The sequence below is a fragment of the Chitinimonas sp. JJ19 genome, assembly GCF_036961565.1.
In the GTDB taxonomy this organism is placed as follows: Bacteria; Pseudomonadota; Gammaproteobacteria; order Burkholderiales; family Chitinimonadaceae; genus Chitinimonas.
Genome location: NZ_JBAMDD010000005.1, coordinates 118,490 through 140,705 on the forward strand (window position 1 = coordinate 118,490; position 22,216 = coordinate 140,705).

Annotated in this window: 16 protein-coding genes, 1 pseudogene and 2 riboswitches; of the genes and pseudogenes, 5 read left to right on the forward strand and 12 right to left on the reverse strand. The window is 62.6% G+C overall.

Annotated elements, in window-relative coordinates:
• Nucleotides 1-144: 144 nt before the first annotated feature.
• From metH to V7714_RS08145, 6 genes are all read right to left on the reverse strand, one after another.
• The gene (metH, locus tag V7714_RS08120) at nucleotides 145-3,849 is read right to left on the reverse strand and encodes a methionine synthase (protein WP_335709265.1); all 3,705 of its coding nucleotides are present in this window, start codon (nucleotides 3,847-3,849) and stop codon (nucleotides 145-147) included.
• Between the two features lie 174 nt (nucleotides 3,850-4,023).
• On the reverse strand, nucleotides 4,024-5,427 hold the full coding sequence (gene ntrC / locus V7714_RS08125) for a nitrogen regulation protein NR(I) (protein ID WP_335709266.1): 1,404 nt from the start codon (nucleotides 5,425-5,427) through the stop codon (nucleotides 4,024-4,026).
• A 15-nt stretch (nucleotides 5,428-5,442) separates the two neighbouring features.
• Nucleotides 5,443-6,507, reverse strand: a complete 1,065-nt coding sequence (glnL, locus tag V7714_RS08130) for a nitrogen regulation protein NR(II) (RefSeq protein ID WP_335709267.1) — start codon at nucleotides 6,505-6,507, stop codon at nucleotides 5,443-5,445.
• Between the two features lie 266 nt (nucleotides 6,508-6,773).
• The gene (locus V7714_RS08135; protein ID WP_335709268.1) at nucleotides 6,774-7,205 is read right to left on the reverse strand and encodes a DUF4124 domain-containing protein; all 432 of its coding nucleotides are present in this window, start codon (nucleotides 7,203-7,205) and stop codon (nucleotides 6,774-6,776) included.
• Nucleotides 7,202-7,522: a YciI family protein gene (locus V7714_RS08140; protein WP_335709269.1), complete on the reverse strand. Its 321-nt coding sequence runs from the start codon at nucleotides 7,520-7,522 to the stop codon at nucleotides 7,202-7,204. The genes V7714_RS08135 and V7714_RS08140 overlap by 4 nt, the downstream gene beginning before the upstream one ends.
• 55 nt (nucleotides 7,523-7,577) lie before the next feature.
• Nucleotides 7,578-8,348 (reverse strand): tRNA threonylcarbamoyladenosine dehydratase, encoded by a 771-nt coding sequence (locus V7714_RS08145; RefSeq protein WP_335709270.1) that lies wholly within the window; start codon nucleotides 8,346-8,348, stop codon nucleotides 7,578-7,580.
• 166 nt (nucleotides 8,349-8,514) lie between these two features.
• On the opposite strand from V7714_RS08145, the gene V7714_RS08150 reads away from it, so the two are divergent.
• Nucleotides 8,515-9,258 carry a pseudouridine synthase gene (locus V7714_RS08150; protein ID WP_284195216.1) on the forward strand — a complete coding sequence of 248 codons (744 nt, stop codon included), beginning with the start codon at nucleotides 8,515-8,517 and terminating at the stop codon, nucleotides 9,256-9,258.
• 165 nt (nucleotides 9,259-9,423) lie between these two features.
• On the opposite strand, the gene plsB is transcribed toward V7714_RS08150, so the two are convergent.
• The 5 genes from plsB to metK all read right to left on the reverse strand — a co-directional run bounded on the left by plsB (nucleotide 9,424) and on the right by metK (nucleotide 16,447).
• Entirely contained in the window at nucleotides 9,424-11,946 is a 2,523-nt protein-coding gene (gene plsB, locus V7714_RS08155; RefSeq protein ID WP_335709271.1) for a glycerol-3-phosphate 1-O-acyltransferase PlsB, read from the reverse strand.
• A gap of 142 nt (nucleotides 11,947-12,088) precedes the next feature.
• A complete protein-coding gene (metF, locus tag V7714_RS08160) occupies nucleotides 12,089-12,916 on the reverse strand; it encodes a methylenetetrahydrofolate reductase [NAD(P)H] (protein WP_335709272.1) in 828 nt (275 codons plus the stop codon).
• Between the two features lie 79 nt (nucleotides 12,917-12,995).
• On the reverse strand, nucleotides 12,996-13,505 hold the full coding sequence (locus V7714_RS08165; protein WP_335709273.1) for a GNAT family N-acetyltransferase: 510 nt from the start codon (nucleotides 13,503-13,505) through the stop codon (nucleotides 12,996-12,998).
• A 162-nt stretch (nucleotides 13,506-13,667) separates the two neighbouring features.
• Nucleotides 13,668-15,086, reverse strand: coding sequence for an adenosylhomocysteinase (gene ahcY / locus V7714_RS08170; protein WP_308446981.1), 1,419 nt, complete (start codon nucleotides 15,084-15,086; stop codon nucleotides 13,668-13,670).
• 63 nt (nucleotides 15,087-15,149) lie between these two features.
• Nucleotides 15,150-15,216, reverse strand: a riboswitch (S-adenosyl-L-homocysteine riboswitch).
• A 61-nt stretch (nucleotides 15,217-15,277) separates the two neighbouring features.
• Nucleotides 15,278-16,447, reverse strand: coding sequence for a methionine adenosyltransferase (metK, locus tag V7714_RS08175; RefSeq protein WP_335709274.1), 1,170 nt, complete (start codon nucleotides 16,445-16,447; stop codon nucleotides 15,278-15,280).
• 90 nt (nucleotides 16,448-16,537) lie between these two features.
• Between metK and V7714_RS08180 the strand changes: the two genes are divergently transcribed.
• Together V7714_RS08180 and V7714_RS08185 are read left to right on the forward strand one after the other, a co-directional pair.
• The gene (locus tag V7714_RS08180; protein ID WP_335709275.1) at nucleotides 16,538-17,407 is read left to right on the forward strand and encodes a lysophospholipid acyltransferase family protein; all 870 of its coding nucleotides are present in this window, start codon (nucleotides 16,538-16,540) and stop codon (nucleotides 17,405-17,407) included.
• Complete coding sequence (locus V7714_RS08185) at nucleotides 17,404-18,267, forward strand: lysophospholipid acyltransferase family protein (protein ID WP_335709276.1); 864 nt, start codon at nucleotides 17,404-17,406, stop codon at nucleotides 18,265-18,267. The genes V7714_RS08180 and V7714_RS08185 overlap by 4 nt, the downstream gene beginning before the upstream one ends.
• 81 nt (nucleotides 18,268-18,348) lie before the next feature.
• On the opposite strand, the gene V7714_RS08190 is transcribed toward V7714_RS08185, so the two are convergent.
• Nucleotides 18,349-18,999: a protein-L-isoaspartate O-methyltransferase family protein gene (locus tag V7714_RS08190; RefSeq protein ID WP_335709277.1), complete on the reverse strand. Its 651-nt coding sequence runs from the start codon at nucleotides 18,997-18,999 to the stop codon at nucleotides 18,349-18,351.
• 164 nt (nucleotides 19,000-19,163) lie between these two features.
• Nucleotides 19,164-19,259, forward strand: a riboswitch (TPP riboswitch).
• A 37-nt stretch (nucleotides 19,260-19,296) separates the two neighbouring features.
• Here V7714_RS08190 and thiC point away from each other — a divergent pair.
• On the forward strand, nucleotides 19,297-21,213 hold the full coding sequence (gene thiC, locus V7714_RS08195; RefSeq protein WP_335709278.1) for a phosphomethylpyrimidine synthase ThiC: 1,917 nt from the start codon (nucleotides 19,297-19,299) through the stop codon (nucleotides 21,211-21,213).
• Between the two features lie 137 nt (nucleotides 21,214-21,350).
• A pseudogene (locus V7714_RS08200) lies at nucleotides 21,351-22,160 on the forward strand (DUF1186 domain-containing protein); the annotation flags it as partial.
• Nucleotides 22,161-22,216 lie beyond the last annotated feature (56 nt).

Here is a 22,216-nt window from a genome sequence, read left to right on the forward strand (position 1 = left end):
CCCCGCCAGGTAGCCGCAAGCGCCCGCCATTAAGCAGAGCGAGGGCTTGCTACGCAACCGCGGAATGGCCCCGCCAAACCCAGCCAGCTTGTGGTCCAAAGCCGTATCTGGATAGGCATGTGGTGCACAACCACCGGGTGCCGCCTAGGCGTTGTACCCCAGGTTAGGCGCCAGATCGCGCTCGGCCTGCTCCACCCTGACGCCACGGCGTGCGGCGTAATCCTCGACCTGGTCTTTCTCCAGCTTGCCCACGGCAAAGTACTGCGACTGGGGATGGCTGAAATACAGCCCGCTGACTGCGGCGGTGGGCAACATGGCATAACCCTCGGTCAGCTCCATGCCTATGCCTTCGGCGCCCAACAGGCGGAACAGGTCGGTCTTGGTGGTGTGATCGGGGCAGGCCGGGTAGCCGGGCGCCGGGCGTATGCCCTGGTAGCGCTCTTCTATCATGGCCTCGTTGTCCAGTTGCTCGCCCTCGGCATAGCCCCACAGCTCGCGCCGCACCTTGGTATGCATCAGCTCGGCAAAGGCCTCGGCCAGGCGGTCGGCCAGCGCCTTGACCATAATGGCGCTGTAATCGTCGTTGGCATCCTCAAAGCGCTTCACATGGGGATCGATGTTGAGTCCGGCGGTAACGGCAAACAAGCCCACGTAATCCGCCTTGCCGCTGGCCTTGGGCGCCACGAAGTCGGACAGGCACCAGTTAGGCTTGCCTTCCGCCTTGCGGTTCTGCTGGCGCAGGCAATGCATGGTCATCAGCTTGTCGCCGCTGGCAGGGTCATACAACTCGATATCGTCACCCACGCTATTGGCCGGGTACAAGCCGATCACGCCGTTCGCCTGCACCCAGTCGCCCGCTATCATCTGCGCCAGCATGGCCTGGCCCTCGGCAAACAGGCTGCGCGCCGACTCCCCGACCACCTCGTCCTCCAGGATGCGCGGGTACTTGCCAAACAGCTCCCAGGCATTGAAGAAGGGGCTCCAGTCTATGTACTCGGCAATCTCGGCCAGCGGGTAGTGCTCGAACCGCATCACCCCCAACTGACGAGGACGGGGCGGGGTATAGGCAGCCCAGTCCACCGCAAAGGCATTGGCGCGGGCATCGGCCAGCTTGAGCAGATCCAGTTTGCCCTTGTTGGCATGGATGGTACGGATATTGTCGTACTCTTCCGCCACCTTCTGCACAAAGGGTGCGCTGAGGTCTTCCGACAGCAGGTTGGAGCAAACGCCCACGGCGCGGCTGGCATCGGGCACGTAGACCACCGGGTGGCCATAGTTGGGGGATATCTTGACGGCGGTATGCACCTTGGAGGTAGTGGCGCCACCTATCAGCAGCGGGATATCAAAGCCCTGGCGCGCCATCTCCTTGGCCATGTGGGCCATTTCCTCCAGCGAAGGGGTGATCAGGCCGGACAGGCCGATGATGTCAGCCTTCACCTCCCGAGCGGTATCCAATATCTTCTGCGCCGGCACCATGACCCCAAGGTCTATCACCTCGTAGTTGTTACAGCGCAGCACCACGCCCACGATGTTCTTGCCGATATCGTGCACATCACCCTTGACCGTGGCCATCACGATACGGCCCTTGGCCGACGAATCCGATATGCCCAGGCGCCGCTTCTCTTCCTCGATGAACGGCTCCAGATAGGCAACCGCCGCCTTCATGACCCGGGCCGACTTGACCACCTGGGGCAGGAACATCTTGCCCGAGCCAAACAGGTCGCCCACATGGTTCATGCCATTCATCAAGGGGCCTTCAATCACATTGATGGGCCGTGGCAGGCTCAAGCGCGCCTCTTCGGTGTCCTCGACAATGTAAGTGGTGATGCCCTTGACCAAGGCATGGGTGATGCGATCCTGCAGGCTGCCGTTACGCCAGGCCAGGTCTTCGCCCTGGGCCTGGGCCGCATCGCCCTTGAAGCGTTCGGCCAGGGCGATCAGCTTCTCTGTGGTGTCGCCACCATCTTGGGCCTGGCGATTCAGCACCACATCCTCAATGGCCTCGCGCAGTTCCGCCGGCACTTCCTCATACACCTCCAGCGCACCTGCATTGACGATGCCCATGGTCATGCCACGCTGGATGGCGTGATAGAGGAATACCGCGTGAATGGCCTCGCGCACCTTGTTGTTGCCACGGAAGCTGAACGACACATTGGAGACGCCGCCCGATATCTTGGCATGCGGTAAATTCTGCTTGATCCAGCCGGTCGCCTCGATGAAGTCCAGCCCGTACTTGGCATGCTCTTCTATGCCCGTGGCCACGGCAAAGATATTGGGGTCGAAGATAATGTCGGCCGGATCAAACCCGACCTCGTCCACCAGCACACGGTAGCTACGCTCGCAGATCTCCACCTTGCGGGCATAGGTATCGGCCTGGCCGGCTTCGTCAAAGGCCATCACAATCACGGCTGCGCCATAGCGCTTGACCAGGCGGGCGTGCTTGATGAACTCCTCGTAGCCTTCCTTCAGCGAGATGGAGTTGACGATGCCCTTGCCCTGTATGCACTTGAGGCCTGCCTCGATCACCGTCCACTTGGACGAGTCGATCATGATGGGCACCCGGCTGATATCAGGCTCGGACGCAATCAGGTTGAGAAAGGTCACCATGGCCTTCTCGGCATCCAGCATGCCTTCGTCCATATTGATATCGATGACCTGGGCGCCATTCACCACCTGCTGGCGTGCCACCTCCAGCGCAGCCGGATAGTCGCCAGCCAGGATCAGCTTGGCAAAAGCGCGCGAACCGGTGACGTTGGTACGCTCGCCTACGTTCACGAACAGATCGCCGTCGCCGATATTGAAAGGCTCCAGGCCGGACAGCCTGGCCTTGGCTTCGATCTCGGGCAGCGGTCGCGGTGCGACCTGCGATACAGCCTGGGCGATGGCGGCAATATGCTCAGGCGTGGTGCCGCAGCAACCACCGACGATATTGACCAGGCCCGATTCGGCCCACTCCTTTACCTGCACCGCCATCACCTCGGGCGACAGGTCATAGCCGCCGAACTCGTTGGGCAGGCCGGCATTGGCATGCACCGAGACAAAGCTCTCGGCCACCCGGGCGATCTCTTCCACATAGGGGCGCAGCAGGTCCGGCCCCAGCGCGCAGTTCAAGCCATAGCTGATAGCATCGGCGTGGCGCAGGGAGTTATAGAAGGCTTCCGTGGTCTGGCCGGTCAGGGTGCGGCCAGACTGGTCGGTAATGGTGCCCGATACCATGATGGGCAGCCGCTCCACGCCGGGGCGCTCATCAAAGTATTGGTGGATGGCAAACACCGCCGCCTTGGCGTTGAGGGTGTCGAACACCGTCTCGACCAGCAGCAGGTCGGCTCCCCCCAGCACCAGGCCATCGATGGCCTCGGTATAGCTTTCGACCAGGGCATCGAAAGTGACATTGCGATAGCCAGGGTCGTTCACATCTGGGCTGATGGAGCAGGTACGATTGGTCGGACCCAGCACCCCGGCACAGAAGCGCGGCTTCTCTGGCGTGCGGGCCGTCTGCGCCAGGCACAATTCCTTTACTAGCCTGGCCGCCTCGAAGTTCAGTTCATGCACCAGCGACTGCATGTCGTAATCGGCCATGGCGATGCTGGTGGCGTTGAAGCTGTTGGTCTCGATGATATCGGCGCCAGCATCCAGATAGGCCTGGTGGATGCCACCTATGATGTCGGGGCGGGTAATCGTCAGCAGGTCATTATTGCCCTTGAGGTCACTGGGCCATTCGGCAAACCGGGTGCCCCGGTAGCCTCTTTCGTCCAGTAGATGACGCTGTATCATGGTCCCCATGCCGCCATCCAGTATCAGGATGCGTTGTTGCAACAGGTCGGTCAGCTGGGTGCGGCGTGAGGTCATGGAAGCGTTTGATATTGCGAGGGAAAGGCGCAAATTCTAGCACGCCGGGTGCATGCTCCCGACGGCCAAAGGGTGCTAAGCATATGAATACCATTCATGCAGATGCCCGCCAAAAGACAAAAGGCGCATACCCTCATGCGCCTTTGTTCATGCTTTGTTATCAGCACCCCGTGGTCATTCGCCGCCTATTTCGCGCTCCAGCCCCAATTCCTGGATTTTTCGGGTCAGGGTATTGCGCCCCAGCCCCAGCCTTTCGGCCGCCTCGATGCGCTTGCCGCCGGTCGCCGCCAGCGCCCGCAGTATCAGGGTGCGCTCGAACAGCTGGGTCAGGTCGTCGATAAACCCCCGCTCGCCGGCTCGCAGGCGGCGATCTGCCTCAGCAGCCAGCAGCGTCACCCAATCGCCCAAGCCGCCGCCACTAGCCCCCTCACCCTTGAGTTCGGGCGGCAAGTCATTCACCCCCACCGCCTGGCCGGGAGCCATCACGGTAATCCAGTGGCAGAGGTTCTCCAGTTGCCGCACATTGCCGGGGAAATCAAACCCGGCCAGCAGGCGCATGGCATCCTCGGTCAGGCGCTTGACCTCGGCCCCCAGCTCGCGTGCCGACTTGGCCAGAAAATGCCTGGCCAGCAGCGGTATGTCCTCGCGCCGCTCGCGCAAGGCCGGCAGGCGCAGCCGTATCACATTGAGGCGATGGAACAGATCCTCGCGGAACAGATTGGCCTTGACCCGCTCTTCCAGCGCCTGGTGGGTAGCGGCTATCACCCGCACATTGGCCTTGATGGGCGCATGCCCGCCCACACGGTAGAAATAACCGTCCGACAGCACCCGTAGCAGCCGGGTCTGCAGCTCGGGCGGCATATCGCCGATTTCATCGAGGAACAGCGTGCCCCCCTCGGCCTGCTCGAACCGGCCTGTGCGCTGAGCCTGAGCGCCGGTAAAGGCACCGCGCTCGTGGCCGAACAGCTCGCTTTCCAGCAGATCCTTGGGGATGGCCGCCGTATTGATGGCCACAAAGGTCTTGCTGGCGCGGGGGCTATGGCGATGCAGGGCTCGCGCCACCAGCTCCTTGCCGGCGCCCGACTCCCCGGTGATCAGCACGGTCGCGGCCGACTGGCTCAAGCGGCCTATGGCGCGGAACACCTCCTGCATGGCCGGCGCCTGCCCCAGGATTTCCGGGGTTTCCTCCAGCGGGGCATCGACCACCTCCTGCTTCAGGCTTTCGTCCATGGCCCGGCGTATCAGCTCCACCGCGTGGTCCACATCAAACGGCTTGGGCAGGTATTCAAATGCCCCGCCCTGGAACGCCGCCACCGCGCTTTCCAGATCGGAATGGGCCGTCATGATGATGACAGGCAGGCGAGGAAAGCGCTCCTTCAGCTGGGCCAGCAAATCCAGCCCCGACTCGCCAGGCATGCGGATATCGCTGACCACCACCGAGGGGGTTTCGCGCCGCAGTGCATCGACCGCCTCGCTGGCGGAGGCATAGCTGTGAAAGGCGATGCCCTCGCGGCCCAGTGCCTTCTCGAACACCCAGCGGATGGAACGGTCGTCATCAATGATCCAGACAGGTTTCATGTAGCAGTCATCTTGTTATTTGCTGGCATCCAGCGGGGTCCAGCCGTTCAAGGGCAAGGTCAGCGTAAAGCAGGTACGGCCGGGCTGCGATTCGAAATCGATGGTGCCGTTGTGCTGTTGGATAAAGGTGTGCGCCAGATGCAGGCCTATGCCGGTGCCACCGGGACGGGCCGAAACCAGCGGGTAGAAAATCGTCTCGCGTATGTGCTCGGGTATGCCGGGGCCGTTGTCGATGATCTCCAGCGTCAATCCCAGGGGGAAGCGCCGCCGGTTCAGCGTCACCTGCCGGGCAATACGGGTCTTCAGTACGATCTGGCCAGCGCCATGCATGGCCTGGGCCGCATTGCGCACGATATTGAGCACAGCCTGTATCAGCTGCTCCTTGTCGCCATACAGGTCCGGCACGCTGGTATCGTAATCACGCCGCACGGCCAGGCCATTGGGATACTCCGCCAGCAACACGCTGCGCACCCGCTCCAGCACCTCGTGGATATTCAACTCGCCCAGCTGGGGCAAGCGGTGTGGCGTCAACAACCTGTCCAGCAGTCCTTGCAGCCGGTCTGCCTCGTCGGTGATCACCTTGGTGTATTCATGCAGGGCCGGGTCAGGCAGCTCCTTGCGCAGCAATTGCGCCGCCCCCCGTATGCCACCGAGCGGGTTCTTGATCTCGTGCGCCAGGTTGCGTATCAGCTGCCGATTCGCCTGCTGCTGTGCCGCCAGCCGCTCCTCATTGGCTATCCGCCGCTGCTGGTCGGTCTGGCGGAACTCCAGCACTGTATAGGCGGGCGACTCCACCTCGCGCACGGTAAACGCCACATGGATGGTATTGGTCAGCCTGACGGCCAGTGCCACATCATGCTCGGTCACGCTGGCATTCTGCTTCTCGGCTGCATCCAGCGCCGCCAGTATCTCGGCCGGCTCCGAAAAACAAGCCGACAGCGGCCGCCCCACCGTCTCGCGCGCCGGTAGCTCGAACAGGGTTTCGGCAGCGGGATTGAGGTAACGCACCGTACGGGCGGTATCCAGCACCATCACGGCGGTTTCCAGCAACTCCAGGCCTAGGAAGGCAGGGTGGGACATGGCGTCATTCAGCTAAGCATTGGTTTGGTCTTAGCAATTACCGGGCCACGCCCCAGGCCATTGCAAAGAATCAATGAAATCAACGACCTACCTAAAATCAGCTGGCAAACCACCGGCGGGCGCCGTCCAGGCACAAAAAATGGGCAGGTCATCGCACCATTTTAGTGCATAAACAGGCAGGCTATCGGGAATCGCCCCAATGCGGGGCAGGGCTCGTGGCTGGCGTCCGGATGCCGCCCATGAAAAAGCGGCCCGCAGGCCGCTGTCTACTTCACCCTGGCTATTTCCTTGTGCAGGGTTTCGATATTTTTTTCGTGCATCAGCACATTGTCGCGTTGCTTGGTGTCCGCTGGTGCGGCGGCCGCCTTTTGCTTGGCCTGGGCCAGCAAGCGCTGCTCGTTGCCCAGTTCGTCCTGCAGTATCTGCAACTTGGTCTGGTCGCGGCTATGCTGGGTGGCGGCATCCACGCGGGGGAAGCTGGCCGGGGTAGGCTGGCGGGCATTGCTGCCGCCGCTGGACTTGCCACCGCCACTGCTGCGCGGTGCCGGCACGCCAAGCGGTATGGGGCCCAGGTCCAGCTTCTTGGCGCCCTTGATGGGCACGTTCGAATAGGTGATGCGGCCCTCGGCATCGACATGCTTGTAGATATCGGCCATGGCCGGCATGGCCAGCAATGCCAGGATCAGATAGCGCTTCATGCCCCTGCCTCCACATTCTCGGCGCTGATCAGCGCCACCCGGTAAGGGTAGACCTCGGCCTGTACCACGCCTGCCGCAACAGCAGGGTCGTGGCGGGCAAAGTCCGCTGCCTCGATAGCATCAGCGGCGTTATAGATCGCAATACCGAAACCGCGTTCATCCGCCTCCAGGGTACGGCCAGCCAGTATCAAGCGGCCTTCGGCCTGGGCCGACTGCAGATAGGCAAAGTGCGCGGACATGGCAGCGGACTCGGCCTCGATGAGGCCGGTGCGCAGCATGTCGGTTCGTGTAGGGCGTATCAGGTAGAGAAACTGCATGACAATGGCGTAGCAAGAATATTCGCGATCATAGCATGGGCTATGACAGTCAAGCTCAAGCCAGGTTCGCCAACTTTACCAAAGCGCGTCCTGCCATGGTCATGCCAAAGCTGGCCGTCACCGCCACGGCCGAGCCATAACCCGCACAGCTAAGCCCGCCGGAGACCGGTTCGCAAGCCTCGGCCTTGGGCCGGATGATGGGCTCGGTGGAGTACACCGCCTCCACTCCGAACTTCTTGCCCTCGCGCGGATAGCCATGGTTGCGGCGCAGTTCGGCACGCACCTTGGACAGCAAGGCATCGCCGCTGGTCTGGGCGATATCGGCAATAGCCACCCGGCTGGCATCCAGGCGCCCACCGGCCCCGCCCGACACCACCAACGGTATCTTGTGCCGCTTGCAATGCACAACCAGTGCCACCTTGACCCGCAACTGGTCCATGCAGTCGACCACGTAGTCAAAGCGCCCCGGTGCAATCAGGCTGGCCAGATTGTCGGCCGTCAGAAAGTCATCCACCACCTCCACCACGGCACGCGGGTTGATCTCGGCAATGCGCTCGCGCATGGCCTCGACCTTGGCTTGCCCCAGGGTGCTGCTGAGTGCATGCAGCTGGCGGTTCACATTGGAAGGCGCGATATGATCCAGGTCTATCAGGGTCAGGCGCCCTATCGCACTGCGCGCCAGCGCCTCGGCGGCCCAGGAGCCCACCCCACCGATGCCGATGACGCAAACATGCGCCGCCTCGAAACGTGCCAGGCCCGCAGCGCCATACAGCCGGGCAATGCCGCCGAAACGGCGTTGGTATTCCAAATCATCAGAGCTTTCCATGGCGGCATTTTACCCTGTGATGGCGGGAATATCGTGCTGCCATCCACGCTGTGGCCACCGCAAGCCGCTGGGCCATGCTGCCGCAGGCGGCGACATATTCGCCTGCTTCCTTGGGCAGTCACCGCAGCAGGGGTTAAAATAGGGTTTTAGTGCAGGGAACACCATCATGACCGACGCGCAGGAAACCCTACGCCTATCCAAACGCATGGCCGAACTGGGCTTGTGCTCGCGGCGCGAAGCGGACGATTACATCGAACGCGGCTGGGTCAAGGTCGATGGCATCGTGGTTGATGTGCTCGGCAGCCGGGTGCTGCCCACCCAGCGTATCGAGCTGGACAAGCGCGCCGCCCTGGCACAGACCCAGCGCGTCACCATACTGCTGAACAAACCGATAGGCTTTGTCTCGGCCCAGGCCGAACAAGGCTACAAGCCCGCCTCGCTGTTGATCACCCCGGAGAACCGCTATGTGGGCGACCGCTCCGGCATCGAGTTTTCGCGCCGCCACCTCAACGGACTGGCACCGGCAGGCCGCCTCGATATCGACTCCACCGGCATGCTGGTGCTGACCCAGGACGGCCGCGTGGCCAAGGCCCTGATAGGCGACGATACCAAGGTGGAAAAAGAATACCTGGTGCGGGTGGAAGGCCAGCTCGATGAGGCCGGCATGAAGCTGCTCAACCACGGCCTGAGCCTGGATGGCCAGGCTTTGCGGCCGGCCAAGGTCAGCTGGCAGAACGAGCATCAGCTGCGCTTTGTACTGCGCGAGGGCAAGAAGCGGCAGATACGCCGCATGTGCGAACTGGTGGGGCTCAAGGTCATCGGCCTCAAGCGCATACGCATAGGGCGCATCCCACTGTCTGACCTGCCCATGGGTCAATGGCGCTATCTGGGGCCATTCGAGAAATTCTGAGGGCAGGCCATCGCCAGCATGGCCGGGTCGATACTTGCAAGGCTGACAGCCGGGCGCGCTGGGATGCGGCGCCGCCGAGCAGCTCAGGCAGCGGCCTCCCCCACCTTCTGGACCCAACAAAAAGAGACGCTCGTGCGTCTCTTTTTGTTGCGCTGGTCCTAGGTATCAGGTCTTGCTGGCCAACCTGGCCAAGGCCTGTTCCACCGTGGGGCGGTCCAGCCGGGTCAGGTGCAGCACGCTTTGGCGCACGTCCGGCGACAGCACATAGCGTGATTCGGCAGCAGCCGAACGGACCGCGCCATTGAAGGTCAGCTTGCCGGCCTCGTCCTCGGCCGCCAGGCCTGCCTGCTTCAGCGTCGTGATAAAGGTACGGAAGATGGCCCGGTCGAAGAACTCCGGCGCATTGAACTCGCGCAGCAGGCTCAGCCGCTGGGCCAGCAGGTGGCACAGGCCTTCCAGTTCATCCGTGCTGACCACGCCACTGCCCTGCTGGGTCAGCACCGACAGCGAGATGAAATAGCGCACCAGCGCCGGCCTGACCGCCTGGCCCAGCAAGGCCAGTTGGGCATACTCATCGCTATTGAGGTTGGGTGCATGGAAGATACCCTCGCGCCCAGGGCTGCTGGACAGCCAGCCCATCTCCACCAGCGCTGCCAGATAACTATCCAGCGCCGCCTCCAGTTCATCCGGCTGCCAGCGTAGGTAGAGCTCGGCCCGCAGGAAGGGGTAGACGGTACGGGTCAGGTTGGCCAGTTGCTCGCGGCTCAGGCTGGCATTGCGTGAGAACAGGCAGGCAATCAGGCCCGGCAGCGCCACGCAATGCAGCACATTGTTACGCATATAACTGCACAGCACCGCGTCTTCCGGGTAGAAGTGCATGACATCACCCAGGGCATGGGGATGGCGCTGTATCAGGCGCAGCTTCTCGCAGTGGTCCACCATGGCGCGGCCATCCATGGCGGTCAGCTGCGAACGGGCAGCATAGGGCACGGCAGACAGCAGGCGGCGGTAGCCATCCAGCTGGGCCACCAGTTGATCCTCATCCATGGCATGGCGCGGTGTGGCCAGCAGGGCCAGGCTGACCAGGTTGACCGGGTTGGCCACGGCAGCACTATTGAGGCCATCGGCGATACGCTGGCCCAACTGGCGTATGCCCTGGGTAAACCAGGCTGGCCGGTTATCCTCCAGCGGCGGTTCATTGCGCCACTCAGGGTGGGACTGCCCCAGTACTTCAGCCAGCTTGATGGGCTCGCCAAAATTCACATGCACCTTGCCGAAGTTCTTCTTCAGCTCGCGCACGCTCATCAGCAGGCTGAACAGCGATTCCTTCTGCTTGGGCTTGCCCATCAGTTCGCCCACATAGCTTCGCCCTTCAAACAGCTTTTCGTAGCCGATATACACCGGGATGAAAACGATGGGCCGGTTGGAGTCACGCAAGAAGCTCTGCACCGTCATGGCCAGCATGCCGGGGCGCGGCTGCAACAGCCGTCCGGTACGGCTGCGTCCGCCTTCGACGAAGTATTCGATGGGATTGCCACGGGCAATCACCATATGCAGGTATTCGTTGAACACCGCACCGTACAGCGGATTACCCTTGAACGAGCGCCGCAGGAAGAAGGCCCCGCCGCGCCGCAGTATGCCGCCGACGATGGGCAGGTTGAGGTTGGCACCCGCCGCGATGTGCGGAATCATCAAGCCCTGCTGGTAAACGATATAGCTCAGCAGCAGGTAATCGATATGGCTGCGATGGCAAGGCACATAGACGATTTCGTGGTCCGGCGCGACGCCGGTCACCGTATCGAAATTGCTCAGCTCAACGCCATCGTACAGGCGCGTCCACACCCAGGTGAGGAAGCGGTGGAATACCCGCACCACCGGGTAGCTATAGTCGGCCGCAATCTCCCAGGCGTAGTGGCGGGCCTTCTCTTCGGCCTTGAGCATGGCGCTCGCCCCGCCCCCCTGCTCGGCGGCCAGGGCGGCAATGGCGGCCCGCACCGACTCGGTCTCCAGCAAGCCTTCAACCTGCGTGCGGCGATGCGATAGATCGGGGCCGATGGCCATTTCCCGCTGTTGCCGGAAATGCACCCGGAACACCCGCGCGATCTTGCGCAGGGCACGCTCCTCGTCCTCGGTGTCGGAAACCAGTTCCTTCAAAGAGATGGGCTGACCGAAACGCACCAGCGTCTGGCGCCCATGCAGCAGGATGGTGAACAGCTGCAGCAGGCTGCCACGAGGCGCCCAGCTTTCCGAGAAGATCAGCTTCCAGATCGAGCTTTCCTTGTCGGGCGTGCGGCCCCACAAGATATTGACCGGCACCAGTTGCACATCGAAGTCGGCGCGATTGCGCGCGGCCTGCACCAGGCGGGCCAGCCTGGGCGAGTACCCGACATTGCTGCTGCGGCCAAACCAGCGTTCGGCCCGGGTGGTAAAGAAGAAGGCCCGCGACTCACGCACACCCTGGTGCGTCAGCTCGGCCAGGGGCGAGGCCAGGCCCGCTGCGCTGACTTCCTTGTCCAGCACCAGGATATTGCTGAGAAAGCGCCGCTGCAGCACATAGACCACCGGCTTGTCGGGCGACAAGCCCAGGCTTTGCAAGCCGTCAGACATGACGTGGGTACGCACCACGCTGAACAGCAGCTTTTTGGCGAGCAACAAAAAAGGCCTGTCGAGGCCGAGATACTTGAGCATGTAGCGAGGAAATTCTGGAATAAGCGAGCGATTATAAACGCCAACCGGCCAAGCGCATGCTTGACCGGTCGAACGGTGCTGCATAGACCTTCAGCTTAGCAGCTTATTCGCGTGTTCACGCCAGGCGGCGGCGCCGGGCGGGCTACAGGCCCAGCCGTTGCCAGATGGTAGAAACATTGCCGGCGGCATTGAGGGTATAGAAGTGCAGGCCGGGTGCGCCGCCTTCCAGCAGCTTGCGGCACAGGTCGGTGATCACATCCAGGCCCAGCGCCTTGATGGAGGCCGTGTCATCGCCGTAGCTCTGCAGCTTGAGCCGCAGCCAGCGCGGTATCTCAGCCCCGCAGCTGTCGGAGAAACGGGCCAGCTGCGAGAAATTGTTGATGGGCATGATACCCGGCACGATAGGTATCGTGACGCCGCGAGCCCGCACCTCGTCGACAAAGGCGAAGTAGGCATCGGGGTTGAAGAAATACTGGGTAATGGCCGAGTTGGCCCCGGCCTGGGCCTTGCGCACGAAATTGGCCAGATCATCATGGGCCGAACGCGCCTGTGGGTGGTACTCGGGGTAGGCCGCCACCTCGATATGGAACCAGTCGCCGTGTTCGCGGCGGATGAATTCAACCAGTTCATTGGCGTAACGGAATTCACCGAATTCCACCATGCCGCTCGGTATATCGCCCCGCAACGCGACAATACGATCGATGTTTTCCTGACGGTAGATCTGCAGCAGCTCGGCCACATTGGCGCGGGTAGCGCCGACACAGGACAGGTGCGGCGCAGCAGCAAAGCCCTCGGCCTGTATCTCGCGCACGGCAGCCAGCGTGCCCTCCTGGGTGGTGCCGCCGGCACCAAAGGTGACGGAAAAGAAGGCCGGCTTGAACTGCGCCAGCTGGCGTCGGGTATTGCGCAGTTTTTCCACGCCTTCCGGGGTCTTGGGCGGGAAAAATTCGAAACTGAAGGTCTGGCTCATGGAGATACCCAATCAATGCAATCGTTGAATGAATGCTAACACCGTAAAACAAGCCAGCTAATGAATTCGATGCATGTTCTTATGCAGCAGACCGTGTTTTCTCCAGTATGGTCATCGTCGGGCTGGATGCCAGCCCATCCACCGCCATACCCAGTTTGCGGGCAACCGCCAGGGAGGCCAGGTTAGCAGGCTCGATATGCGCCTCCACCCTTGCCGCCTGCACCACCTCAAGCGCATAGGACAGCGCCGCCTGGCCTGCTTCGCTGGCATAGCCACGGCCCCAGTAATCCCGGTGTATCAGCCAGCCGATCTCCATGGCCGGATAACCAGTCGGGTTGATTAGCCCGGCCTGACCCACGATCTCGCCACTGGCGCGCTCGCGTACCGACCACAGTCCATAGCCGCGCAGCAGAAAATGCCCCAGTGCCAGGGCGATCTTGTTCCAGCTGCCCGCCCGGTCAAATGTCTGGCCACCCCGGATATGGGCCATGAGCCCAGGGTCGCCATACATGGCGGCGTAGACATCCAGATGGGATTCATCCGGCGCCACCAGCTCCAGGCGGTCGGTCTGCAGTACGGGTATGTTCAAGTCCACAATCGCTCCCTCATCAGCTTGCAAGTCCTGGTCAAACAAAACCCCGCACCAGGCGGGGTTTTGTCATACAGGCGCCAGGGTGCAATCTACCCCAGGCTGCGCCGCAGCGGCAGTGACACGGCAGGGCCGGCACCGTCGGTACAGCGCAGGGTGCGATCAATAGCGGTAGTGATCAGGCTTGTACGGGCCCTGCTTCTGTACGCCGATATAGGCGGCCTGCGCATCGGACAACTCGGTCAGCTGCACATTGAGCTTGCGCAGCTGCAGGCGAGCCACCTTCTCGTCCAGGTGCTTGGGCAGGGTATAGACGCCCACCGGGTAGTCGCTATGGCGGGTGTACAGCTCAATCTGGGCGATGGTCTGGTTGGCAAAACTGGACGACATCACATAGCTGGGGTGGCCCGTGCCGCAACCGAGGTTCACCAGGCGGCCCTTGGCCAGCAGGATGATGCGCTTGCCATCCGGGAAGATCACATGGTCCACCTGCGGCTTGATCTCTTCCCACTGGTACTTCTCCAGCGCCGCCACTTCGATCTCGTTATCGAAGTGACCGATATTGCAGACGATGGCCTGATCCTTCATCCGTGCCATGTGGTCATGGGTAATGATGTGGTAGTTGCCGGTTGCGGTCACAAAGATATCGGCCTTGTCGGCAGCGTAATCCATGGTCACCACGCGGTAGCCTTCCATGGCGGCCTGCAAGGCGCAGATGGGGTCGATCTCGGTCACCCACACCTGGGCCGACAGGGCGCGCAAGGCCTGGGCCGAGCCCTTGCCCACATCGCCGTAGCCGCACACCACGGCCACCTTGCCAGCGACCATGACATCGGTCGCGCGCTTGATGCCATCGACCAGCGATTCGCGGCAGCCGTACAGGTTGTCAAACTTGGACTTGGTCACCGAGTCGTTGACGTTGATGGCGGGGAACTTGAGCTCGCCACGCTGGTGCATCTGGTACAGGCGATGCACGCCGGTGGTGGTTTCCTCGGTCACGCCCTGGATCTTGCCCAGGCGGGTCGAGTACCAGTGCGGATCGGTCTTGAGCTTGGCACGGATGGCCGCGAACAGGATGGTTTCTTCCTCGCTGCCGGGCTTGCTCAGCACGGTCTCGTCCTGCTCGGCGCGGGCGCCCAGGTGCAGCAGCACGGTGGCATCGCCGCCATCGTCCAGAATCATGTTGGAGTAACCGCCATCCGCCCACTCGAAGATGCGGTGGGTGTATTCCCAGTAATCGGCCAGCGACTCGCCCTTGACGGCGAACACAGGGGTGCCGGTGGCCGCAATGGCGGCGGCGGCATGATCCTGGGTGGAGAAGATATTGCACGAAGCCCAGCGCACCTGGGCGCCCAGTGCCTGCAGGGTCTCGATCAGCACGGCGGTCTGGATGGTCATGTGCAGCGAACCGGTAATGCGGGCGCCCTTGAGCGGCTGAACCGCGGCGAATTCCTCGCGGATGGCCATCAGGCCCGGCATTTCGGTTTCGGCGATGCGTATCTCCTTGCGGCCCCAATCGGCCAGGGAGAGATCGGCAATAACATAGTCGTTAAAGTCAGCCACAGCGTATTCCTTGTGCATGTGGCCGGGTAATGCGGGATGCGGTTCTCACCTGTTTGCATCCCGTGCCCGGCACGGGGGTTGGTCAGGTGAGCGCAGTTTTGAGGTACCGGGCCTGGGATCAGACAATCTCGCAACGCTCCCCGGTAAGGCAGCAGTATAAAACAAAACACCCCAGGCTGGCTGGGGTGTGGTGCCGATATATCAGCGTATTACAGACCGGCGTCGGCGCGCAGCGCCTCGGCCTTGTCGGTCGCTTCCCAGCTGAACTCCGGCTCTTCGCGGCCAAAGTGGCCATAGGCCGCGGTCTTGCCGTAGATGGGGCGCAGCAGGTCCAGCGACTGCACGATGCCCTTGGGACGCAGGTCGAAATGGCGCTGGATCAGTTCGACGATCTTCTCGTTGCTGATCTTGCCGGTCTCCCAGGTGTCCACCATGATGGACACCGGTTTGGCGATACCGATGGCGTATGCCACCTGCACCTGGCATTGGCGGGCAATGCCGGCGGCCACGATGTTCTTGGCGATGTAGCGGCCCATATAGGCAGCCGACCTGTCCACCTTGCTGGGGTCCTTGCCCGAGAAGGCACCGCCACCATGGGGTGCAGCACCGCCATAGGTGTCGACGATGATCTTGCGGCCGGTCAAGCCACTGTCACCCTGCGGGCCACCGATGACAAAGCGGCCGGTGGGGTTGATGAAGTACTTGATATCACCGTTGATCAGCTCAGGCGGCAGCACCGGCTTGATGATGTCCTCGATCACCGCCTCCTTCAGCACCTCGTAGGCGATATCGGGATGATGCTGGGTCGACAGCACGATGGTGTCTATGCCCACCGGACGGCCGGTATCGGCATCGTAGCGCAGGGTGACCTGCGACTTGGCATCCGGCCGCAGCCACGGCAGACGGCCATCCTTGCGCAGTTCGGACTGGCGCTGCACCAGGCGATGGGCCATATAGATGGCAGCCGGCATCAGGGTGGGCGTCTCATCGCAGGCGTAGCCGAACATCAGGCCCTGGTCACCGGCACCCTGGTCCAGATCCAGGCCTTGTCCCTCGTTCACCCCCTGGGCGATATCGGGCGACTGCTTGTCATAGGCCACCAGCACGGCGCAGCCTTTGTAATCGAAACCCAGATCAGAACTGTCGTAACCGATCTTCTTGATGGTCTCGCGCGCCACCTGGATGTAATCGACATTGGCATGGGTAGTGATCTCGCCTGCCAGCACGCACAGACCGGTATTCACCAGGGTCTCGGCGGCCACACGGGCGTGCTTGTCCTGGGCCAGGATGGCATCCAGGATAGCATCCGAAATCTGGTCGGCAACCTTGTCAGGGTGGCCTTCCGAAACCGATTCGGAAGAGAACAGGAACTCGCGCATGGATTTTTCCTCTTGTCGCTATGCCACCAGATCGGCGGCGAAGTGGGCAACCCGCTAAAATAAGCGGATTAGATTTGAAATGTGATGTGGATGCTGACTCTACTACTGAAGTTCCTCGCCCGCTTCCCGCTGCTGGTCCTCCACGCGGCGGGTATTCTCCTGGGCTGGCTGGCATGGCTGTTGGATCGCCGCTATCACCGCCAACTGGCCGACAACCTGCGTCAGTCCGGCCTGGGCGATTATAACGACTTGTTACGCAATAGTATTGCCCAGCATGGCAAGGGCGCGCTGGAGCTGCTGGCGGCCTGGGGTAGGCCGGCCGACGCCGTCAGCCAGCTGGTGCGCGAGTGCCAGGGCTGGGAGCATGCCGAGGCCGCCCTGGCTGCCGGCCGGCCGCTGATTTTCGTCACCCCCCACCTGGGTGCCTTCGATATCGCCGGCCGATATGTCAGCGACCGGCTGCCCTTCCCCATCACCGCCATGTACCGGCCGCCCAAGCTGCGCTGGCTGGAGCCCTTGATGCAGGCCGGCCGCGCACGCGACAATGCACGCACTGCACCGGCCACCGGGGCCGGCGTACGCCTGTTGATGAAGGCCCTCAAGTCCGGCGAGGCCACCGTCATCCTGCCCGACCAGGCCCCCGGCGCCGGCGAAGGCGTGTGGTCGCCATTTTTCGGCAAGCCTGCCTATACCATGACCCTACTGCCCAGGCTGGCCCAGGCCACCGGGGCCACGGTACTGTTCTTCTTTGCCGAGCGGCTGGACTGGGGCCGTGGCTATAAAGTCCATATCCAGCCCATGCAAGGCGAGTTCACCGGTGACCGGCAGGACGATGCCGCCATCCTTAATGCCAATGTGGAAGCCCTGATACGACTGGCCCCCAGCCAGTATCTGTGGAGCTACAACCGCTACAAACAACCGGCAGGCGCCCCACCCGCCGCAGAACAAGACAAACAATGATCTGGTTACTCTCCGCCTTCCTCTGGCTGCTGCACTGGCTGCCCTTCCGCGCTGTCGCCCTGCTGGGCAAAGTGCTCGGCAGCCTGCTCTACCGCGTGGCCGGCCGCCGTCGCCGCGTCGGCGCCACCAATCTGCAGCTGTGCTTTCCCCATCTCTCAGAGATTGAGCGTGCGCAACTGCTGCGCCGCCACTTCCAGTTGATGGCCACGGCCATGCTGGAATACGGCTACTGCTGGTATGCCCCGGCCAAGCGCTTGCGCCAGTTGGTGCGGGTCGAGGGCATGCAGCACCTCGACGCCCTCAAGGATCAACCCGTCATCCTGTTCGCCGGCCATTTTGTCGGGCTGGAGATAGGCGGACTGCGGCTGTCGGCCGATGTGCCGATGATGGATCTCTATACCCGCCAGAGCAATGCCGGCCTGGATGCCCGCCTGGCCGCCATGCGCGGCCGCTTTGGCGGCAGGCTGGTGGTGCGTACCGAAGGTGTGCGCCCCATGATCAAGGGCCTGCGCGAAGGCCTGCGGCTGTATTACCTGCCCGACCAGGACTACGGCCCCCGCGACGCTGAATTCCTGCCCTTCTTCGGCGTCAAGGCCGCCACCATCACCGGCATGTCACGCCTGGCCCGCGTCAGCGGCGCGGCCGTGGTGCCCTGTTTTGTCTACCGCGAACGCGACGGCTACCGACTGGTGCTCGACGCCCCGCTGGCCAACTTCCCCAGCGACGATGCCGTAGCCGACGCCCTGCGCATGAATACCGAACTGGAAGCCCGCATACGGCAGGCACCCGAACAGTATTTCTGGCTGCACAAGCGCTTCAAAACCCGGCCTGAGGGTGAGGCGCGCTTGTACGGAGACTAGCCGCAGACCAGCCATAGACATGAAAAAGCCCGGCGACCCGGGCTTTTTCATGTCCAGCGGATTAGCGTCCGTTCGAGGTGCTCAGAACACAAACCTTGCCGGTTGCGGTGCATTGGCAAAGGGTGCCACCACCGTCTCGAACAGCTTGGTGGCGACCACCGAGCCGCCCTGTTTCTGGAACAGGGTGCCGCTCATGGCGGGCTCATCGCCAACAATGGCGAACAGGCGGCCGCCTTCGGCCAGTTGTTCGAACAGGAACTCGGGCGCAACGGGGTAGGAGCCGGAGGCCACGATTACATCGTAAGGGCCATGCTTGCTCCAGCCACGCACAGCATCGCCGGTTTCCACAGTCACATTCTGGATACCGGCGGCAGCCAGATGTTCGCTGGCCTGCGCGGCCAGGGCGGCGTCGCTCTCCACGGTGTAGACCTGCTTGGCCAGCTTGCCCAGCAGGGCGGCGACATAGCCGGTACCCGTGCCTATCTCCAATACGCGCTCCTTGCCGGTCAAGGCCACTTCCTGCACCACGCGGGCTTCCAGCTTGGGTGACCAGGTCTTGCGGCCGGGGGCCAGGGGCAGTTCCATGTCCACCAGGGCCATCTCGCGGTGCACGGCGGGGATGAAATCCTCACGCTTGACGACAGACAAGAGCTGGAGCACGGTCAGGTCGAGCACATCCCAGGGCCGTATCTGTTGCTCTACCATATTGAAGCGGGCTTGATCCCAATCCATCTCGTGCATCCTTTCCAGACGAAGGCGCCACCGGACGGGTGGCGACTGCTTGTGTTGTATCAAATCCTTGTAATTATTTCATACTTGCCTTAGCTTCACACGATCTCTGGCTGCATTTGGCGGCCATGACGGTGCCTGGAGACGGTCCATACCGCGGCCGGGCGCCAAGACGCTAGGGGTTCCGCCAGATCGGCGGATGAGAAAAACCCTCAGCACCTGATCCGGTTAACACCGGCGTAGGGAAGCGTCGCACGGCTTGCCCCGTCTCCGCCCCTGCGCCGTTCATAGGAAGCCCGCATGAACGCGCCCAGCAAGTTCCTCTCCCAGACTGCCCATGTCGACGAAGCCTCGGTCCAGCCTTTCCCGGCCTCCCGCAAGATCTATGTAGAAGGCAGCCGGCCCGATATCCGCGTGCCCATGCGCGAAATCAGCCAGACCGATACGCCGACCAGCTTTGGCGGCGAGAAGAATCCACCCATCTATGTCTACGATACCAGCGGCCCCTATACCGACCCTGCCGTGAAGATAGACGTGCGTCGCGGCCTGAGCCCGCTGCGGGCGCAGTGGATAGCCGAGCGCAACGATACCGAGCAGCTGGACGGCATGAGCAGCGACTACGGCCGCAGCCGCGAGGCCGACCACAGCCTGGACGAGCTGCGCTTCGAGCTGACCCGCAAGCCGCTACGTGCCAAGGCCGGTGGCAATGTCAGCCAGATGCACTATGCCCGCCGCGGCATCATCACCCCCGAGATGGAATATATCGCGCTACGCGAAGACCTCAAGCGCAAGGACTATATCGAATCGCTGCGCCAGGCCGGCGGCAAGCTGGGTGACCGCATGGTGGAGCTGCTGACCCGCCAGCACCCTGGCCAGAGCTTTGGTGCGGCCATTCCGCAGGACATCACGCCCGAGTTCGTCCGCCAGGAAGTGGCCCGTGGCCGTGCCATCATTCCGGCCAACATCAATCACCCGGAAAGCGAGCCCATGATCATAGGCCGCAACTTCCTGGTGAAGATCAACGGCAATATCGGCAACTCGGCCGTCACCTCCAGCATTGAGGAGGAAGTCGCCAAGATGACCTGGGGCATACGCTGGGGCGCCGACACCATCATGGATCTCTCCACCGGCAAGCATATCCACGAGACGCGTGAGTGGATCATCCGCAACTCGCCCGTGCCCATAGGCACGGTGCCCATCTACCAAGCGCTGGAGAAAGTGGACGGCAAGGCCGAGGAGCTGACCTGGGAGCTGTTCCGCGACACTTTGATCGAGCAGGCGGAACAAGGGGTGGACTACTTCACCATCCACGCAGGCGTGCTGCTGCGCTATGTGCCCATGACGGCCAAGCGCATGACCGGCATCGTTTCGCGCGGTGGCTCCATCATGGCCAAGTGGTGCCTGGCGCATCACAAGGAGAACTTCCTCTATACCCATTTCGAGGATATCTGCGAAATCATGAAGGCCTATGACGTCAGCTTCTCGCTGGGTGATGGCCTGCGCCCTGGCTCGGGCTGGGATGCCAATGACGACGCGCAGCTGGGCGAATTGAAGACCCTGGGCGAGTTGACCCAACTGGCCTGGAAGCACGATGTGCAGACCATGATAGAAGGGCCGGGCCATGTGCCCATGCAGCTGATCAAGGAAAACATGGACCTGCAGCTGGACTGGTGCGATGAAGCGCCGTTCTACACGCTGGGCCCGCTGACCACCGATATCGCCCCCGGCTACGACCATATCACCAGCGCCATCGGCGCAGCCCAGATAGGCTGGTACGGCACGGCCATGCTGTGCTATGTCACCCCCAAGGAACACCTGGGCCTGCCCGACAAGGATGACGTCAAGGAAGGCATCATGGCCTACAAGATTGCGGCCCATGCTGCAGACCTGGCCAAGGGCCATCCCGGCGCACAGATACGCGACAACGCCCTGTCCAAGGCCCGCTTCGAGTTCCGCTGGGAAGACCAGTTCAACCTGGGCCTGGACCCGGACCGTGCCCGTGAGTACCACGACGAGACCCTGCCGCAGCAGGGCGCCAAGGTGGCGCACTTCTGCTCCATGTGCGGGCCGCATTTCTGCTCGATGAAGATTACCCAGGACGTGCGCGACTTTGCCGAGAAGCAGGGTATCGCTGCGGAAGCAGCGCTGCAAAAGGGCATGGAAGTGAAATCCATCGAGTTCGTGCAGCGCGGGGCCGAGGTGTATCACAAGGAATAAGGCTGCTACCGGCCGTCAAGTCATGGAACCAGGGCTGCGCATGCGGCCCTTGTTCTTTGACAGGCCGGCTACAATTGAAAGCTGCAACGGGCCAACAGGCCCGGCCCCTATTGATCAGAAAGCTTGTGAAAACCCTCATGACCGCCCCTCTACCCGTCCTGACCGCCGAACAGGAAGCCCGTCTGCCGCAGGATTGGCCATCTATTGCCGCACAACTGAGCCATTACCACGGTGAATTCCCGCTGCTGGCGCTGGCAGCCGCCTTGCGCCAGCCAGCCGTGGCCATCCCTGGCCTGGTGGCCGAACTGGTCGATTGCGCCGCCCAACCTGGCAAGCGCACAGACGACGATGAAGGCTGGATGCTGCACCTGTATGCCATGCACCTGCTGGCGGCCTTGCGCGAACCTGCGGCATTTGCCCCGCTGCTGGCGATGGCCCGCCTGGACGGCGAGACCCTGGAGGAATTGCTGGGCGACCACCTGACCGAGGGGCTGCCGCGCGCCCTGGCCGCCACCTGCCCCGGCGACGAAGCCGCCCTGCAGGCACTGGCAGACGACAGGCAGGCGTATTTCTGGAGCCGTTCGGCCGCCTTGCGGGCGCTGGCCTTGCGCACGCTGGAGGGCGATTACCCGCGCGCCAGCCTGCTGGCCTGGCTGACGGAAACCAGCCAGCGCGAAGCCGAGCGCATGGTGGACCAGGCTTTGCAACCCGAGCAGGGCAGCGAAACCGACTTCCTGTCGGAGCTGCTGGTGACCATGGAAGAAATCGGCGCCGCCGAACTGTCCGAGCAGGCAGCAGAGTGGTTTGAAGACGGCCTGGTGGATGATGCCTTCCTGCAAGTGGAAGAATCCCAACAACGGCTGCAGCGCGACTGGGCCACCTGCCAGGCGGAAGAACTGGACCATGGTTGGGGCTACCCGCGCGACATCACTGCCGAGATCGGCCGCTGGGCCTGCTTCCACCCCGATGAAGATGACGACGAGGATGAGGAAACCGAGCGCGA